13 protein-coding genes are annotated in these 18,133 nt (G+C 74.8%); 10 read left to right on the forward strand and 3 right to left on the reverse strand.

Features of this window, described 5'->3' with window-relative positions; all coding sequences use genetic code 11:
* The first annotated feature begins 72 nt into the window (after positions 1–72).
* From ACVV2G_RS11730 to ACVV2G_RS11745, 4 genes are all read left to right on the forward strand, one after another.
* Positions 73–2,280: a bifunctional glycosyltransferase/CDP-glycerol:glycerophosphate glycerophosphotransferase gene (locus ACVV2G_RS11730; RefSeq protein ID WP_453842588.1), complete on the forward strand. Its 2,208-nt coding sequence runs from the start codon at positions 73–75 to the stop codon at positions 2,278–2,280.
* Positions 2,281–2,287: 7 nt separating this feature from the next.
* Positions 2,288–4,513: a bifunctional glycosyltransferase/CDP-glycerol:glycerophosphate glycerophosphotransferase gene (locus tag ACVV2G_RS11735; RefSeq protein WP_453842589.1), complete on the forward strand. Its 2,226-nt coding sequence runs from the start codon at positions 2,288–2,290 to the stop codon at positions 4,511–4,513.
* Positions 4,510–5,787, forward strand: a complete 1,278-nt coding sequence (locus ACVV2G_RS11740) for a hypothetical protein (RefSeq protein ID WP_453842590.1) — start codon at positions 4,510–4,512, stop codon at positions 5,785–5,787. The genes ACVV2G_RS11735 and ACVV2G_RS11740 overlap by 4 nt, the downstream gene beginning before the upstream one ends.
* Before the next feature lie 92 nt (positions 5,788–5,879).
* Positions 5,880–7,433 carry a hypothetical protein gene (locus ACVV2G_RS11745; RefSeq protein ID WP_453842591.1) on the forward strand — a complete coding sequence of 518 codons (1,554 nt, stop codon included), beginning with the start codon at positions 5,880–5,882 and terminating at the stop codon, positions 7,431–7,433.
* An 18-nt stretch (positions 7,434–7,451) separates the two neighbouring features.
* On the opposite strand, the gene ACVV2G_RS11750 is transcribed toward ACVV2G_RS11745, so the two are convergent.
* Entirely contained in the window at positions 7,452–7,865 is a 414-nt protein-coding gene (locus ACVV2G_RS11750) for an organic hydroperoxide resistance protein (protein WP_453842592.1), read from the reverse strand.
* Positions 7,866–7,994: 129 nt separating this feature from the next.
* Between ACVV2G_RS11750 and ACVV2G_RS11755 the strand changes: the two genes are divergently transcribed.
* On the forward strand, positions 7,995–8,465 hold the full coding sequence (locus tag ACVV2G_RS11755) for a MarR family winged helix-turn-helix transcriptional regulator (protein ID WP_453842593.1): 471 nt from the start codon (positions 7,995–7,997) through the stop codon (positions 8,463–8,465).
* Between the two features lie 76 nt (positions 8,466–8,541).
* Positions 8,542–9,522: a UDP-glucose 4-epimerase GalE gene (gene galE, locus ACVV2G_RS11760; RefSeq protein ID WP_453842594.1), complete on the forward strand. Its 981-nt coding sequence runs from the start codon at positions 8,542–8,544 to the stop codon at positions 9,520–9,522.
* Positions 9,523–9,670: 148 nt separating this feature from the next.
* On the opposite strand, the gene ACVV2G_RS11765 is transcribed toward galE, so the two are convergent.
* Complete coding sequence (locus ACVV2G_RS11765; protein ID WP_453842595.1) at positions 9,671–10,297, reverse strand: TetR/AcrR family transcriptional regulator; 627 nt, start codon at positions 10,295–10,297, stop codon at positions 9,671–9,673.
* A 165-nt stretch (positions 10,298–10,462) separates the two neighbouring features.
* Here ACVV2G_RS11765 and ACVV2G_RS11770 point away from each other — a divergent pair, with 165 nt between their 5' ends.
* From ACVV2G_RS11770 to ACVV2G_RS11785, 4 genes are all read left to right on the forward strand, one after another.
* Positions 10,463–11,395 carry an ABC transporter permease gene (locus ACVV2G_RS11770; RefSeq protein ID WP_453842596.1) on the forward strand — a complete coding sequence of 311 codons (933 nt, stop codon included), beginning with the start codon at positions 10,463–10,465 and terminating at the stop codon, positions 11,393–11,395.
* Positions 11,388–12,287 (forward strand): ABC transporter ATP-binding protein, encoded by a 900-nt coding sequence (locus ACVV2G_RS11775; RefSeq protein ID WP_453842597.1) that lies wholly within the window; start codon positions 11,388–11,390, stop codon positions 12,285–12,287. Before ACVV2G_RS11770 ends, ACVV2G_RS11775 begins: the two co-directional genes overlap by 8 nt.
* 135 nt (positions 12,288–12,422) lie before the next feature.
* Positions 12,423–14,639 carry a CDP-glycerol glycerophosphotransferase family protein gene (locus tag ACVV2G_RS11780; protein ID WP_453842598.1) on the forward strand — a complete coding sequence of 739 codons (2,217 nt, stop codon included), beginning with the start codon at positions 12,423–12,425 and terminating at the stop codon, positions 14,637–14,639.
* Positions 14,636–16,339 (forward strand): glycosyltransferase family 2 protein, encoded by a 1,704-nt coding sequence (locus ACVV2G_RS11785; RefSeq protein WP_453842599.1) that lies wholly within the window; start codon positions 14,636–14,638, stop codon positions 16,337–16,339. The genes ACVV2G_RS11780 and ACVV2G_RS11785 overlap by 4 nt, the downstream gene beginning before the upstream one ends.
* A 178-nt stretch (positions 16,340–16,517) precedes the next feature.
* On the opposite strand, the gene ACVV2G_RS11790 is transcribed toward ACVV2G_RS11785, so the two are convergent.
* On the reverse strand, positions 16,518–18,032 hold the full coding sequence (locus tag ACVV2G_RS11790) for a hypothetical protein (RefSeq protein WP_453842625.1): 1,515 nt from the start codon (positions 18,030–18,032) through the stop codon (positions 16,518–16,520).
* Positions 18,033–18,133: the final 101 nt, after the last annotated feature.

Genomic DNA, 18,133 nt, shown 5'->3' on the forward strand with positions numbered 1-18,133 from the left:
GACGGCCGGGCCGCCGCACCCCACGGGCGGCGGGGGCTCCCGCCGGACCAGGACAACGAGAGAAAGAGCAGTATGCCCCGCTTCAGCATCATCGTCCCGTCCCATGGGGTCGCGGGGCGGTTGTCCCAGGCGCTGGACTCGGTCCTCGCCCAGTCGTTCGGCGACTTCGAGCTGATCCCGGTCCACGACGCCCCGGACCGCGCCGCGGCGGACGTCGTCGAGGAGCGCGCCGGGCGGGACTCCCGGGTGGCGCCCGTGCACGCGCCGCCGCAGGCCGGGCTGGCCGGCGCGCGCAACGCCGGGATGCGGGCGGCGACCGGCGCGTACCTGCTGTTCCTCGACGGCGACGACGTCCTCGTCCCGGGCGCGCTGGGGGCGCTGGACGCCCGGCTCGCGGACACCGGCGGCGTCGACGTGCTGTACTTCGAGCACGAGCGCGTGCCCTGGTGGGAGGGCGAGCCGGCCAACCCGGCCGCACCGCTGCTGGCCAGGACCCCGGACGGCGCCTTCGCCCCCGGCCGCGCCCCGCACCTCACCGGCGTGCAGCTGCCGGCCTGGAGCGCGGTCTACCGCCGCACCTTCCTCACCGAGCGGCGACTGGTCTTCCCCGACGGGCACTTCACGGACGTCGGCTTCGGCGCGCTGGTCGCCGCGCGCGCCGAGCGCGTCACGGTGCTGCGCTCCGTCGTCGTACGGCATCTGGTGCGGCGGCAGGGCAACCGGCTGAACCTGCCCGGCGAGCACCACGCGGACCTCCTCGACCAGGCCGCACTGGCCCTCGCGCACGCCGACGAGCGGGGGTTGCCGGCCGAGCGGCGCGGGCCGCTGTTCGAGCAGCTCTTCGCCGCCGTCCTGAAGACGGCCGCCCACCCGCGGCGCCTGACGCGCCGGGGCCGCCGTGCCTTCTTCCGCCGCGCGAGCCGCCTCTACCGGCGCCACCGCCCCGCCGGTTTCCGGCCGCCGGGCGGCCGGCTCGGCGTCCAGCACCGGCTGCTGGCGACCGGTTCGTACACCGGCTTCCGCGCCCTGCGCGCCGCCAACCGGGCGGTGGCCGGGCTCCTGCGGCTCCTGCCCCGCCCGCACGGCCTGCGCACCCGTCTCCACTACCGCCTCCGGCTGCGCCGCCCGCTGGACGCGAACCTCGTCGTCTACTGCGCTTACTGGGGCCGCGGTTACGCCTGCAACCCGGCCGCGATCCACGCCAAGGCCCGTGAACTCGCCCCGCACCTGCGCGCGGTGTTCCTGGTCGAGCCGGGCCAGGCGCACACGCTCCCCGAGGGCGTCGACCACGCCGTCATCGGCAGCCGGCGCTCCTGGGAGGTGCTGGCCCGCGCCAAGTACCTGGTCAACAACGCCAACTTCGCCGAGGGCGTCGTCAAGCGCCCCGGCAGCGTGCACCTGCAGACCCAGCACGGCACCCCGCTGAAGACGATGGGCGTCGACCAGTCGACGTACCCCGTGGTGGCGGCGGCCGGCGGCAGCTTCGCCAAGCTGCTGGGCCGGGTGGACCGCTGGGACTTCAACCTCTCCGCCAACCGCCACTCCACCCAGACGTGGGAGCGCGCCTTCCCGGGCTCGTACGAACAGCTGGAGTACGGCTATCCGCGCAACGACGTCTACTGCACGGCGACCGCCGACGACGTCGCCCGGGTCCGGCGCGCCCTGGGCGTCCCGGAAGGGAGGACGGCCGTCCTGTACGCGCCCACGCACCGCGACCACGCGAGCGGCTTCGGCGCCGGCGGCCTGGACCTGGAGGCGTTCTGCGAGGCGGCCGGCGAGGACGTGGTCGTGCTGCTGCGGGCGCACTACTTCTACGACCGGGGCGGCGCCCGAAGCAGCGGCCGGGTCATCGACGTGACCGCCCACCGCTCCTCCGAGGACGTGTGCCTGGCCGCCGACGCGCTGGTCACCGACTACTCGTCGATCATGTTCGACTACGCCAACCTGGACCGGCCGATCGTCGTGTACGCCGACGACTGGGACGTCTACCGGGAGACCCGCGGCGTCTACTTCGACCTGCTGGCGGCACCGCCCGGCCCGGTGGCGCGGACGCCGCAGGAGCTGGCCCGGATCTTCGGCGACGGCTCGTACGCGGGCCCGGAGGCGGCGGCGCTGCGGGCGGCCTTCCGCGAGCGGTTCTGCGAGTTCGACGACGGCCGGGCCGCCGAGCGCGTCGTGCGCCGGGTGCTGCTCGGCGAGCCGCCCGAGGCGCTCCCGCCCGTGGTCCCGCTCGCGGAGCGCGTCCCGGCCCCCGCCGCCGCCACCTTCGTAAGGAGCTGATCCCGCAGTGCCCCGCTTCAGCGTCATCCTCCCCTGCTACAAGGTGCAGGGCTTCCTGCGCGAGTGCCTCGACTCGGTGCTGGACCAGTCCTACCGGGACCTCGAGGTCGTCGCCGTCGACGACTGCTCGCCGGACGGCTGCGGCGCCATCCTCGACGAGTACGCGGCCCGCGACGACCGGGTGCGCGTGCTGCACCTGGAGGAGAACGTGGGCCTCGGCCGGGCCCGTAACGCCGGGCTGCCGCACGCCACCGGCGACTACCTGTTCTTCCTCGACAGCGACGACACCCTCACGCCGGGCGCCCTGCGCGCGATGGCCGACCGGCTCGCGGAGACCGACGACCCCGACGTCCTGGTCTTCGACTACGCGCGCACCTACTGGTGGGGCGGCACCCGGCGCAACGTCCTGGCCCGGGTCCTGGCGGAAGCCGGCGACGGCACCTTCACGGCCGCCGGGCACCCCGGCATCCTCGACCTGCTGATGGTGGTGTGGAACAAGGTCTACCGGCGCGACTTCGTGGAACGGGAGGGCTTCACCTTCCCGCCGGGCTACTACGAGGACACGCCCTGGACGTTCCCGGTCATGTTCAGCGCCGGGCGGATCGCCGCCCTGGACCGGATCTGCCTGAACTACCGGCAGCGCCGCCAGGGCAACATCCTGTCCACCACCAGCCGCAAGCACTTCGACGTGCACGCGCAGTACGAACGGGTCTTCGCGTTCCTCGACGCCCGCCCGGAGCTGGCCCGGTGGCGGCCGTTCCTGCACGCCAAGATGGGCGAGCACTGCCTGGACATCCTCGGCAAGCCGGACCGGCTGCCGCCGTCCGACAAGGCCGAGTTCTTCCGCCGCACCGCCGAGATGTTCCGCGCGTACCGGCCCGAGGGCGCCGAGGTCCCGGCCGAACTGCGCGTCCTGGAGGGCGGGTACACCGCGTACCGCCTGCGGCGGCAGTCCGGGCGGGCGGGGCGGGAGCTGGAGCGGCGGGCACGGCAGGCGCGCGCGGTGGCCGCCGGGCGGGCGGGGCGGGTCAGGTCCGCGGTGAACGCGCGTCGGCCGCTCGACCCGGACCTCGCCGTGTACTCGGCCTTCTCCCACCGGGGTGTGCTGGGCGACCCGGCGGCGGTGCACCGCACGGCCCGCGAGATCGCCCCGCACCTGCACGGGGTGTGGGTGCTGCGCGACGAGGAGGACGTGCCGCTGCTGCCGCCGGACACGGAGCACGTGATCCTCGGCAGCGCGGCCTACCGCCGGGTGACCGAGCGGGCGACGTACTTCGTCAACAACGTCAACTGGCCCGGTGCGCTGGTCAAGCGCCCCGGCAGCGTCCACATCCACACCCACCAGGGCACGCCGCTCAAGTACATGGGCGCCGACCTGCTGGGCAGGCCCGGCGCCCGGCACGGCCTGGACGTGCCGCAGATGCTGCGCCGGGCCGACCGCTGGGACCACAGCCTGGTCGCGGGCCGGTACGCGGAGCGGGTGTGGGAGCGGGCGTACCCGTGCCACTTCGCGTCCGCGCGCACCGGCAGCCCGCGCAACGACGTGCTGGTGAACGCCGGCCCCGAGGACGGCCGCCGGGTCCGTGAGCGGCTCGGCGTCCCCGAGGGGCACACCGTCGTGCTGTACGCGCCGACCCGCCGCGAGTACCGGCGTGGGGGGCACGTCGACCGGATCGACCTGGCCCGCCTCGCCGCCGACCTCGGCGACGGACACACCCTGGTGGTCCGGCTGCACCCGTCGCTGGCCACCGGCCCGGCCCGCGGGCTGGGCCTGTCGGAGCTGCACCGGCGGGGCGTCCTGGTCGACGCGACGGACGAGCCGCACGTCGAGGACCTGATGCTCGCCTCGGACCTGCTGCTCACCGACTACTCCGCCCTGATGTTCGACTACGTTCTCCTGGACCGGCCGGTCGTGGTCCACGCCGACGACTGGGCGGCCTACGTAGCGAGCCGCGGCGCCTACCTCGACGTCACCGCCGAGGCCCCGGGCCACGTGTCGCGCTCCTACCGGGAGCTGGCCCGGCTGCTGTCCTCCGGGGCGTGGCGGGACGAGGAGGCGGCGCGGCTCAGGTCCGCCTTCCGGGCCCGGTTCTGCGAGTACGAGGACGGCCGGGCCGCCGAGCGGGTCGTGCGGACGCTGATGCTGGGCGAGCCGATGCCCGAGCCGGGGCCCCCGGCCGTCCCCGGGGCCCGCGCCCTCCCGGACCGCCGCGACCTGCTGGCCTCCTCGTGAGGCCGCGCGGCTGGGTGCTGGTCGTGGCGGCGGTGTTCGCCGTCCTCCAGCTCGCGAACATCACCGGCCGGGACACCCCCGACACCAAGAACTACCTGTCGTACGCCCTGAGTCTCAGCGGCGGGAGCAAGCGCGGGGTGGCGGCGGCCACCATCGACTACGTGTGCGCGAGCCAGGCCTCGACGGCCCGCCGCGGCCAGAGCGTGCACGTGGTCCACTTCCACCGCCCCGACCCCACCGACCGGGTCACGGCCGAGTGCCGGCAGCGGGAGTGGGGGCACGTGGAACCGCGGCTGGCGGCCGGGCAGACCGGCGGCCACACCGTGCCGTACCTGGAGGAACGCTTCATGCGGATCTTCGAGGCCCGGCCCGGTTACCCCGCGTTCCTGGTGCCGTTCGTCCTGGCCTTCGGGGCGACGTGGGGGCTGTGGGCGGCGGGCGTCGTCATCGCGTGCGCCGGCGGCGTCCTCGCCTTCCTGATCCTGCGCACCCTGTCCGTGCCGGTGCCGCTCGCGCTGACCGGGCAGGCGCTGTACTACGTGCTGCCGAGCGGGACGACGGCCATGCGCCCGATGACCGAGGGGCTGCTGATGGCGCTGACCCTGGCGGCGGTGTGGGGCTGTGCGCTGGTGCTGCGGGCCGGGCGCGCGCGGGCCGGGCTGGCGCTGGTCGCCGGGTCGCTGCTCGCGCTGTTCGCCGTCAAGCACTCGCAGGCGCTGTTCCTCGGACTGTGCCTGGCGGCCGCGGGCGCGCTGGTCGCCCTGCGGCGGTACCGGCGGGGCCGGCCGCCGGGCCGGGACGTGCTCGCGATCGCGGCGGTCGGTCTGTCCGGTGCCGTCCTCACCCTGGTCCTGGCCCGACTGCTGCACTACCCGACCGTGTCGGACAGCCTCCAGGACCTGCTCACCGGCCACTTCGCCCGGCCCGACCGCCCGGACCCGTGGCCGGAGTTCTGGCAGTTGCAGGGCAACTTCTGGGTGGAGTGGCTGCGCCGCCAGGCGTGGGAGCCGCTGTTCGCGGCGGCCCTGGGGGCGGGGGCGTGGGGCGCGCTGCGGCGCGGGGGCGTGGCCGGCGTCTTCCTGGTCGCGGCGGCGTTCACCGGATTCCTCACCCAGGCCGGACATCCGGACATCAACATCTGGGGTGGGCGGCTGATCGTGCTGGCGTGGCTGCTGCCGGTGGTGGGGGTGCCGCTGCTGCTGGGGCCGGTGGTGCGGGGCCGGGTGGCGCTGCCCGCACAGGGACACGCCGACCGGGCCCGCGCGAGCCACTGAGCGTCACTCGATGAGGTGACTTGGGTTCACGTCGTTGACCCCGACGGGAACATACGGCAAATGCCCCGAATGTCCCCCTCATCATCTCTGCCGTGAGCGCCGGCGTCCTCGTCCGGCGGTCCGTGCGCGGCGCGACGGCGCTGCGCGGCGGCCGCTCCTGGCGCCCCACCCCGTACCAGGCCGCCGGCTTCCTGTTCTTCCTGCTGATGTCGCTGGCGTACTGGGCGGTGCCGCTGTGCTGCGACGCCGGCCAGCACGCGGCCGTCGTGGAACGCCTGAAGGCCGACCTCCTCCGCCCCCGCCACCCGATGGCCGACCTGCCGGGCGCGGGCAGCGCCTACTACTCGCCGTACGCGGTGGCGCAGGGCCTGTTCGCCCGGCTGACCGGACTGGCCGGCTGGGAGGTGGTGCGGCTGGCCGGGCCGGTGAACCTGCTGGTGCTGCTGACCGGCCTGGGCCGCTTCGTCCGCGTGCTGTCCCCGCGGCCGTGGGCCCCGGTCCTGGCGCTGGGCGCGATGACGCTGCTGTGGGGCACCGAGCGGGCCTGGTGGAGCGGCTACCTCGGGCTGATGTCGATGACCGGCAATCTCGGCTACCCGTCGGCGTTCGCGATCGGGCTCACCTTCTGGGCCTGGGCACTGACCGGGGCGCGGACCCGGGACGCGCGCCGGGTGCGGTACGCGGGGCCGGGCGGGCTGCGCGGCCTGCCCGGGTACGCGGGGCTGGGCCTCCTCTACGGCCTGATCCTCCTCGTCCACCCGATCACGTCGGTGGCGGCGGTGCTGGGTGCGGTGGCCCTGGTGGGCGGATGGCAGCGGGGCCGGCGCGGGGCGGTCGCCGGGCGGTGGGCGCTGACGGGCGCCGCGGCGGTGGCCGCGGCGGCGGCGTGGCCCTACTTCGACGTCTTCGCCCTGGCCGGGGACGACAGCGTGGACGGGATGCACCGGGTCCTGTACCTGGATCTGCCCGGCGAGTTCTGGCTGGCGCTGCTCGGGCTGCCGGCGCTGTGGCTGCGCGGACGCCGTTCGGCGCGGGACCCGCTGGTGCTGATGTTCGCGCTGGACTGCGCGGTGGTGGCGTACGGCTGGTTCAGCGGCCACTACACCTACGGCCGGATCCTCGGGCTGACGCTGGTGCCGCTCCAGTTCGCCCTGGCGGTGGAGCTGGCGGCGCCCCGGCCGTGGGGGCGCCGGCGGCGTGTACTGGGGTGGACCGCGGCCGCCGGCGCCCTGCTGGGGTTCCTCACGGTGCACGCCGGGGCGGTGGTGCCGCGCCCGTTGGACCCGGTCGGTTTCGAGCAGCCGCCGCGGTGGCCGACGTACACGTGGGCGGCCCGGCACATCGGCCCCGGCGAGGTCGTGATCACCGACGGCTACTACGCCGGGCACGCCATCGCCGGGTACGGGCCCAACCTCGCGGCACCCGCCTGGCCGGACCCCTCGCTGGACGAGCGGGAGCGCGGGCGGCGGGCGGCCGACGTCAGGGCCTACCTCGCGCCCGGCTCGACCCGCGCGGAGCGCGCCGCCGTCGTACGCCGCCACCACGTCCGCTGGCTGCTGCTGACGCGCTGGCAGCCGGTGCCCGAGGAGGCGGTGGTGGTGGCGTGGAGCGAGCGGACGGGGGAGGTGCTGGCGCGGGTCGGATGAGCGCCGTCGGGCCGGCGACTACTCGACGACGAGCTCGACCGGGATGTTGCCGCGGGCGGCGTTGGAGTAGGGGCAGACCTGGTGGGCCTGCTCGACCAGCTTGCGGCCGGTCTCCTCGTCCACGCCCTCGGGCAGCTCGACGCGGAGGGTGACGGCGAGCGCGAAGCCCTCGCCCTGCTTGCCGATGCCGACCTCGGCGGTCACCGCGGCATCGCTGACGTCGACCTTCGCCTGCCGGCCGACGAGACCGAGGGCGCTGCCGAAGCAGGCGGCGTACCCGGCGGCGAACAGCTGCTCGGGGTTGGTGCCCTTCCCGTTCCCGCCCATCTCGACGGGGACGCCGAGGGCGAGGTCGAGCGTGCCGTCGGAGCTGACGGTGCGGCCGTCGCGGCCGTGGGTGGCGGTGGCTGCGGCGGTGTAGAGCGCGTCCATGGGAAACCGTCCCTCTGTCGTGAAGCGTTCGCCTGGTGTTCCGGCGTGCTGACGACGCCAACTAGACCACACAATTCAATTGCACACAACTGAATGACGCGAAAGGCAAGCCCCGGCTACCCTGGAGCCATGACCACGCCCGCGACGGACTGGCTCCGCCTCGACCAGCAGATCTGCTTCTCGCTCAACGCCGCCTCACGCGCCTTCAACGGCGTCTACCGCGTGGTGCTCAAGGACCTCGGGCTCACCTACCCGCAGTACCTGGTGATGCTGGTGCTGTGGGAGCACGGGGAGCTGCCGGTCAAGAAGCTCGGCGAGCACCTGCGGCTCGACTCCGGCACGCTGTCGCCCCTGCTCAAGCGGCTGGAGGCGGCCGGTCTGGTGCGGCGGGAGCGCAGTGCGCGCGACGAGCGGTCGGTGGAGGTGTGGCTGACCGGGGAGGGCGTGGCCCTGCGCGAGCGGGCCGGCGAGGTGCCGCGCCGGATCGCCGGGGCGACCGGTCTGGACCTCGCGGAGATCCAGGACCTGCGCGCCCGCCTCGACCGGCTCACGGCCGCCCTGGACACGTACGGTGCCGACTCGGCGCCGGCCTCGTCCTGACGGGGTGCGGTGCCCGCCGGGTGCCGGGATGACGGATCATGGCTACCGAGGACCACTGACGAGGGGACGGCCGCACATGACCTGGCTGATCACCGGCGGCGCCGGATACATCGGGGCGCACGTCGTACGGGCGATGACCGACGCGGGCGAGCGGGCGGTCGTGTACGACGACCTGTCCACCGGCGTCGCCGAGCGCGTGCCCGACGGCGTCCCCCTGGTGGTGGGTTCGGTCCTGGACGGCGAGCGGGTCGCGCGCGCCCTCACCGACCACTCCGTCACCGGTGTCGTGCACCTCGCGGCGAAGAAGCAGGTCGGCGAGTCCGTGGACCTGCCGCTGCACTACTACCGGGAGAACGTCGAGGGCCTGCGCGTCCTGCTGGAGGCGGTCACGGCGGCCGGTGTCCCGTCGTTCGTCTTCTCCTCCTCCGCGGCCGTGTACGGCATGCCCGACGTCGACCTCGTGACGGAGGAGACGCCGTGCCTGCCCCTGTCCCCGTACGGCGAGACCAAGCTGGCCGGTGAGTGGCTGGTCCGGGCGGCCGGCCGGGCGGCGGGCCTGTCGACGGCGTCGCTGCGCTACTTCAACGTGGCGGGCGCGGCCAGCCCGGAGCTGACGGACACGGGCGTCTACAACCTCGTCCCGATGGTCTTCGAGAAGCTCACCGAAGGCGCCGCCCCCCGCGTCTTCGGCGACGACTACGCGACGCCTGACGGCACCTGCGTCCGCGACTACATCCACGTGGCCGACCTGGCCGACGCCCACGTCGCCGCGGCCCGCGCCCTGCGGTCCTCCCCGGGCCGCTCCCTCACCCTGAACATCGGCCGGGGCGAGGGCGTCTCCGTCCGCGAGATGATCGACCGCATCAACGCCCTCACCGGCCACGACCGGCCCCCCGCCGTCACCCCCCGCCGCCCCGGCGACCCGGCCCGGGTCGTCGCCTCGGCCGACCGCGCCGCCGCGGAACTGGGCTGGAAGGCCAAGTACGACGTCGAGGACATGATCACGTCGGCGTGGGCGGGCTGGGTACGCCTGCATCCGGGGGCGGCACGGGACTAGCACGGGACTGGAGGGCCCCCGCGGACGACACGCCTCGCCCGCTCCGAGCGCGCCCTCGGGGCCGCCGTCGGGGCCGCCGTCGGGCCGGCGAAGGGGACACCCTTCGCCGGCTCGCACCGGCCCGGTGTCCGGGGCCGCCCGTCGCGTCTCACAACGCCTTCAGCCCCTGCGCCGTGGCCCGCGCCAGCTGCCCCAGGTAGCCCTGGGGCAGCTTCGGGCTGCGGACGACCACCGCACGCCAGTAGAGCGGCCCCGAGACCAGGTCCAGCGCCAGGTCGGTGTCGAGGGCGGGGCTCAGCTCGCCGCGTTCCGCCGCCGCCGTCAGGATTCTGCTGGCGACACCGTCCTGCCCCTCCCGCAGCGTCTTCCGCAGGGCCTCGGCGATGTCGGGGTTGCGTGCCGCCTCCGCCTGCAGGTCGGGGATGACCTGCGAGGCCACCGGGTGGCGCAGCGCGCGCGAGGTCACCTCGTACAGCAGCCGCAGGTCGCCCTCCAGGGACCCGGTGTCGGGCACGGGCAGCCCCTGGACGGCGAGCGCGGAGACGACGTCCAGGACCAGGTGCAGCTTGGAGCGCCAGCGCCGGTACACCGCCGTCTTGCCGACGCCCGCGCGGCGCGCGATGCCCTCGATGGACATCCGCGCGTAGCCGGCCGCCGCGAGTTCCTCGAAGACCGCCGACCGGATGGCCTCCGTCACGTCCTCGCGGAGCACCGCCGCCCCGGCGGGGGCCCGGCGGCGCGGGCGCGGCTGCGGCTCGTCGGCGTTGGTCGTCATGCGAGCCAAGCATAGGGCGCGACGACGCAACGGTTGCGTTCCGACGCTGCCGCACCCTACGCTCACGTCACGACGATACGGTCCCGTCCCGACGTAGCTGAACGCGCACCGTCACCCAGGTGAACGCCGGGCGCCACCCCCTCCCCCCGAGCGAAAGCAGCGGATGTGAGCCAGGTCCTCGACACACCGCCCCCGACACCGGCCGCGGCGCCCGCACCGGCCGGCGACCACGACCTCGCGGCCCTCGCCGCCCGCCACGGCCTCTCGGTCAGCGGCGCCCGCCCCTCCCTGCCCGCGTACGTCCGCCAACTGTGGGAGCGCCGGCACTTCATCGGCGCCTTCGCCACCGCCAAGCTCACCGCCCAGTACAGCCAGGCCAAGCTGGGCCAGCTCTGGCAGGTGATGACGCCCCTGCTCAACGCGGCGGTGTACTACTTCGTCTTCGGCGTGCTGATGAACACCAGGCGGGGCGTGGAGGACTTCGTCCCGTTCCTGGTCACGGGCGTGTTCGTGTGGACGTTCACACAGAGCTCGATCATGGCGGGCACCAAGGCCGTCTCCGGCAACCTCGGCCTCGTCCGCGCCCTGCACTTCCCGCGGGCCGCGCTGCCGGTGTCGTTCTGCCTCCAGCAGCTCCAGCAGCTGCTGTTCTCGATGGCCGCCCTGGTCGTGATCCTGCTCGCCTTCGGCGTACCGCCCGCCGCCTCCTGGGTGCTCGCGGTCCCCGCGCTGGTGCTGCAGTTCGTGTTCAACGCGGGCGTGGCACTGGTCATGGCCCGCGTGGGCTCCAGGATCCCGGACATGGCGCAGCTGATGCCGTTCCTGCTGCGGACCTGGATGTACGGCTCGGGCGTCATGTTCAGCATCCACCACATGACCGGCCCGGACAGCGGCCTGCCCTCGTGGGTCGGGCCGCTCCTCCAGGTCAACCCGGCCGTCGTCTACATCGACCTGATGCGCTTCGCGCTGATCGACAGCTTCGGCGGCGCCATGCTGCCGGACCACGTGTGGGCACTGGCCCTGGGCTGGGCGCTGGTCGCCGGGATCGGCGGCTTCATCTACTTCTGGAAGGCCGAGGAGACGTACGGTCGTGGCTGACAACACCCCCCGCAACCAGGCGGACGAACGCGTCCCCACCGTCATCGCCGACGGCGTCGACATCGTCTACCGGGTCAACGGCACCGGCGCGGGCCGCGGCTCGGCGACCGCCGCCCTCAACCGCATCCTGCGCCGGAGGAAGACCGAGAAGGCGGCGGGCGTACGCCGGGTGCACGCCGTGCGGAACGTGTCCTTCGTGGCGTACCGGGGCGAGGCCATCGGCCTGATCGGCACCAACGGCTCCGGGAAGTCGACGCTGCTCAAGGCGGTCGCGGGGCTGCTGCCGGTGGAGAACGGCCGCATCTACACCGACGGCCAGCCCTCCCTCCTCGGCGTCAACGCCGCCCTGATGAACGACCTCACCGGCGAGCGCAACATCCACCTCGGCGGCCTCGCGATGGGCATGTCCCGGGCCCAGATCAAGGAGCGGTACCAGGAGATCGTCGACTTCTCCGGGATCAACGAGAAGGGCGACTTCATCACCCTGCCGATGCGCACGTACTCCTCCGGCATGGCGGCCCGCCTGCGCTTCTCCATAGCCGCCGCCAAGGACCACGACGTCCTCCTCGTCGACGAGGCCCTGGCCACCGGCGACCGCTCCTTCCAGAGGCGCTCCGAGGAGCGCATCCGGGAGCTGCGCCGGCACGCCGGCACGGTGTTCCTGGTCAGCCACAGCAACAAGTCCATCCGCGACACCTGCGACCGGGTGCTGTGGCTGGAGCGCGGCGAGCTGCGCATGGACGGGCCGACGGAGGAGGTCCTCAAGGAGTACGAGAGGTTCACCGGCGGCCCGGACAAGGCGGCGAAGCCCAAACCGGCGCCCAAGCCCGCGTCCGAACCGGCGTCCAAGCCCGCACCCGAGCCCGCACCCGAGGCGCCGACGACCGCCTGAACGCCCCGCCGCCGGCCCCTTCGCCCGGGAGGGGCACTCCCGGTTAACCCTCCTGCCCGTTTGATGCCACTATGACCGAAGAGGCCGAGCGAGCAGGAGTGCGCCGGGAGCGACCGAGGCGAAGGAGTCCCCGCGATGCCCGAGACCCCCGAACTCAGCGTCGTCGTCCACGGCCCCAACGTCCAGGACCACCTGCCCGCGCTCCTCGGCTCCCTGGCCGCCCAGCCCCTCACCGGCATCGAGGTGGTCGTCGCCGCCGTCGGGGACTGGGCGCGGGAGGCGGCCGAGCGGCACGTGCCCGCGTTCACCGTACTGCCGCTGCCGGACGGGGCCGGCGACGCCGCGGCCCGCGCGGCGGGAGCGGCGCGGGCGTCGGGCCGGTGGCTGCACTTCGTCCACGCCAGGGACGCCCTGCCCGCCGGCGCCCCGCGCACGGTCGCCGAGCACACCGCGGACCTCCCCGAGACCGTGGACGTCCTGCTCCTCGACCACGTCCGCGGCACCTGGCGGACCTCCGGCCTGCCCTCCCCCGACGGCCCCCGCCTCGCCCGGGCGGGCGGCGCCGCCCTGGCCCTCGACGACCGCGCGGCGCTGCTCGGACTGACCCCGCTGCTCGGCAACCGCGCCGTCCGCGCCGGCTTCTGGCGGAACCACGAACGGCTTTTCACCACCGACGACGAGCCCTTCGCCGCGTACGCCGCCCTGCTGCTCGCCGACCGCGTCGCCTGTCTGCCCCACCCGGCGTACGAGGTCCGCGCGCTGCGCCCCGAGAGCCTGCCGCCGGTCGCGCCGGAGCGGCACCTCGCCCTGGTCGAGCGCTACGAGACCCTCCTCGACCTGGCCGGCGACCGCCCGGCCGCCCACGCCGTCCTGTACGACCTGATGGTCCGCGACTGCCTGCGCACCTTCGCCCGCGCCGGGATGCCGGACGGCGCCCGGCGGGCGTTCTTCCACCGGGCGTCCCTGGCCGCCCGGCGCCACCGGCCCGAGGGCCACCCGCGCCCGGCCGGCCTCGAAGGCCTGCGCCGGTCGCTGCTGGAGGAGGACGCCTGCGCCCGGTACCGCGCCCTCCAGACCGCCCACCGCACCCGCCGCACCGTGCGGGCGGTCGCGCGCACCGGCAGGCACCGGGCCGGCACCCTGCTGCGCGGCCTCCAGTACCGCCGGGCACTGGCCGAGCCGGTCGACCCCCACCTCGCCGTCTTCTCGGCGTACTGGGCCCGGGGCGTGGCCTGCAACCCGGCCGCGATCGCCGCCCGGCTCGCCGGACTCGCCCCGAGCGTCCACCCGGTGTGGGTGGTCACCGCCGCGCACGCGGCCCTGCTGCCGCCCGGCACCGACCACGTCGTACCCGGCACCCGCCGCTACTGGGAGGTGCTGGCGCGGGCCAAGTACCTCGTCAACAACGTCAACTTCCCGGACGCGGTCGTCAAACGCCCGGGCACCGTCCACCTCCAGACCCACCACGGCACCCCGCTCAAGCGCATGGGCCTGGACCAGATGCCGTACCCGGCCGCCGCCCGCGGGCTGGACTTCCAGGCGCTGCTGGAGCGGGTCGACCGGTGGGACTACAGCGTCTCGGCCAACAGCCACTCCACCCGCATGTGGCAGCGGGCGTACCCCTCCCGGTACGTCTCCCTCGACCACGGCTATCCGCGCAACGACGTCTACTACTCCGCCGGCGCCGCCGAGGTCCGCGCGGTCCGCGAGCGCCTCGGCATCGCGCCCGGCCGCAGGGCGGTCCTCTACGCGCCGACCCACCGCGACTACGAGGCCGGCTGGACCCCGCGCCTGGACCTGGCCGCCCTCGCCGACCGGCTCGGCGAGGAAACGGTTCTGCTGGTGCGGGCCCACTACTTCTACGAGAGCGCCGCCTCCCCCTCCTCGCCGCTGACCGGTCTGCGCCGCGCCGGCCGGCTCATCGACGTCTCCTCCTACGACCCGGTCGAGGAACTGTGCCTGGCGGCAGACGTGCTGGTCACGGACTACTCGTCGATCATGTTCGACTACGCCAACCTCGACCGCCCGATCGTGATCCACGCCGACGACTGGGAGACGTACCGCACCACCCGCGGTGTCTACTTCGACCTGATGGCCGAGGCTCCGGGCCCGGTCGCCCGCGACCAGGACCGGCTGGCGGAGATCCTCACCACGGACGCCTGGCGCGACGAACGCGCGGCGAAGGCGCGGGCGGCCTTCCGGCGCCGGTTCTGCGAGTACGACGACGGCCGCGCCGCCGAACGCGTCGTACGCCGGGTCTTCCTCGGTGAGGACGAACGGACGCTGCCGCCCGTACTGCCGGTCGAGGAGCGCACCCCGGCCCCGAGCCCCGAGGAGGCGACCGCGTCATGACCACCCTCCAGAGCCCGGCCGTCCGCACGGCCGTGACCACGCCCGACGTCACCGTCACGGTCATCGTCCACAACGACGCCGAACGCCTGCCCCGCGCGGTCGCGTCCGTCCTGCGCCAGACCCACACCGGCATCGAGGTCGTCATCAGCGACGACCACTCGACGGACGCGACCCCCGAGGTCGCGCGGAGGCTGGCGGCGCGCGACCCCCGCGTCGTCCTGCTCCGTCTGCCCGAGAACAGCGGCGGCTGCAGCGCGCCGCGCAACCGCGCCCTGGAGATCGCGCGGGCCCCGTACCTGATGTTCCTCGACAGCGACGACGAGCTTCCCGAGCGCGCCGTCGAGGTCCTGCTCGCCGCCCACCGGGAACGCGACCTCGACTTCGCGATGGGCGCGGTGCACCGCATCCGCGTGGACGGCGGACGCCGCACGACGTGGATGCCGCACCTGGTCGCCGAACGCCGCACGCTCGACGGGATCGAGGCCGACCCGCGGCTCTTCTTCGAGCACCTGTCGACCAGCAAGATGTACGCCCGCGCCTTCCTCGACCGGCACGGCCTGCGCTTCCCGGAGGGCATCCACTACGAGGACCAGCTCTTCTCGGCGCAGGCGTACTGCCTGGCCAGGACGTTCACCGTCGTCCCGGAGCCGGTCTACCGCTGGTACGTCGCCCCGTACGCCGCCGCCGAGGCGGCCTCCATATCCAACCAGCGGGACAGGCTGACCAACGTCCGCGACCGCGTCCACGTGCAGCGTCTCATCGACGCCTTCCTGGCCCGGAGCGGGCACGAGTCGCTGCGCGAGGACAAGGACTTCAAGTTCCTCAAGCACGACTTCCGGATGTACGCCGGTGACCTCCCGTACCGGGACCAGGCGTGGCTGGCGTCCTTCGCGGACCTCGTGACCCCGTACCTCGACACGCTGGCCCCGGGTGCCTTCGCCCGCCTGCCCCGCGCCGAACGGGTCGTGCTCCAGCTGGTCCGCGACCGGCGCCTCGCCGACGCCCAGGAGGCGGCCCGCGGTCTAGGCCACGCGGTCGCCCCCCGCCGGACCACACCGGACCCGGCGGACGGCCGTACCTACTGGGGCGGGGAGGTCCCGCGCTCCGCACGGGCCCGCCGGGAACTGGACCTGACGGACCTGGACCTCGACACCCGTCCGTTCTTCAGCGCCCTGCTCCGCCACGAGATCACGGAGATCGCGCGGGGTCCCGGGGCCTCGATCGACCTGACGGTCCGCACCTACGACCCGGCCCTGCGCCTCCCGGTCGGCCCCCGGCGCGCCACCCTCCACCTCGCCCCCGGCCGTCGCCGTCTCGTGGTCCCCTTCCGTCTCTCCCCCGTCCGCCCCGGCGTCTTCGAGGGCCGGGCCCGCCTGGACCTGGCGTCGGCCCGCCTCCCCCTCCAGGGCTTCGAGGGCGTGCGCCACCCCGTGCTGCGCCTGCACGACCAGGGCCGGACCCACACGGGCATCCTCCTGGCCCCGCTGGCCTTCCCGCCCCTGACCGCCCGCGTCCCCTACCGCGGCGGCACGGCCCCCCACCGGGTCACGGTGGAACCGGAGGGGCACACCCCGGGGCGGCTGCAGATCCGCTGGCAGCCGGTGGGCAGCACGGCGGCCGTCATCCGCCCGGCCGTGCGCCGCCTGGCCACGCCCCGGGTGAAGCGGGCGGTCCGCTTGGCGGCCGCCCTCCTGCGCTGAGACCGCGGCGCGGCCCGGCCTGCGGTTTCGCCACCGAAACCGCTGCCGAAACCGAAACCCGGGTCCGCGGGCCGTCGCCCGAGGCGGCCCGCGGGCGATCGCCGGGCGCGCCCCGCGGGCCACCGTGCCGGCGCACCGGCGGAACGGTTCGCGCCACCCGCGGTGCCCGGGACGCCGCTCACTCCGTCACCGCGTACAGCACCTGCCCGCCCGGCCCCCGGGCCACCAGCCGCAGTCCCTCGGCCCCCCGGAGCCCCGGGCCCCGGTCCACCACCCACCGCACCCCGTACTCCCGCACGATCTCCCGCCGGACCTCGCCCGCCGCCCCCGGGGTGAAGTACCTCCGCACCGCCGCCGCCCGGGCGTCCTCGTCCCGCAGGAAGAAGTCGGGATACCCGGGGGCCACGGTGTACGCCCCGTACGCCGGGATCCGGCGCGAGGGGAGCCGCCGCGCCATGACCACGTCCCCGTAGCCCACCCACGGCGTGATCCAGTGGTACCCCGCCCACGGTTCCCGGACCTTCTTGGCGACCGCCCCGGGCAGCGCCTCCCGCCCGACCACGTATCCCAGCGTCCCCGCCTGCGCCCACGCCCCCACCGCCAGCGCCGCGGCCAGGACGCACGCCCCTGCGACCCGCACCGCCCGCCGCCCGGACCCCGCCACCTCCAGCGCCACCGCGAGCTGCGCCGGGATCAGCGCGGCGGGCAGCACCCGCCCCCACGACCAGTGCCCGCTCACCCCGCCCGCCACGAAGACGGCCGCACCCAGCAGGAAGAAGAGCACCAGCGCGTCCCGCCGGTCCCGCCACCACCGCACCGCCAGCGCAGCCACCCCCACCAGCACCAGCCAGTACCGCCCGGACAGGTCCCGGTACAGCGACCGGTGCACCGCGTCCATCCCGTCACCGGCACCGAGCAGCGCGTAGAAGTCGTAGTACGGCCAGAGCCACAGGACCGCCGCCCCCGTCGACAGCCCGGCTCCCAGCCGCCCCCACACCCTGCGCCCGGCCCGCGCCCCGCACACGACGGCGAGGGCTCCCAGGGAGGCGACGATCCCGGAGAACTGGTGCACCAGGAGGATCACCGCCCACAGCACCCCGAGCCCCAGCCAGACCCCCCACCCGGCCGGCCGGCCCCCGCTCCCGCGCACCGCCCCCGCCAGCCACGCCCAGAGGTGGAAGGCGAGGCCGAGCGCGAAGACGCTCGGGTACGCCACCGTCAGCGCGAGGGAGTGGAGCCCGAGGAAGCCGCTCCAGGTGAACGTGGCCGTTCCCCACAGCAGCACCAGGCACAGCAGCGCGAGCGGCGGCGCCGCCGGGCGGGCGCTCAGCGTGCGGACGTACCGCCACACCCCGGTCACCAGCAGGCCGAGTGCCACCAGCGCCCCGAGCCGCAGCACGACGAAGACGGAGAACCCGCTCAGCCGGGCCGCGCAGCCCAGCAGCACCGCCCACGGCGAGTAGTACGGGCTCGGCGTGTCCGCGTCGACCAGGGGGTTGCCGGGGGTGAGCGGGCTGTGCCGCAGGCGTTGCAGGGTGGCCGCGTGCATGCCCAGGTCACCGGCCCAGGGCAACCGGACGACCACCAGGAGCAGCAGCAGGAGGACGAGGGCGGCGACCGCGCCGACGACGACCGCCCACGGGGCGGCGACCGTGCGTGGCGGTACGGCACGCGTCGTCCCGGAGCGCTGCATCACGCGGCCACTTTATCCGGGATGTCCCGTTGTGGGCGGCGCCTGAGCGCTGCCTGTGCGGCAGGGCGGCGGCGACGGGGCCGGTGAGAGGCCGGCGACGG

The sequence above is a fragment of the Streptomyces sp. JK94 genome (assembly GCF_053613315.1).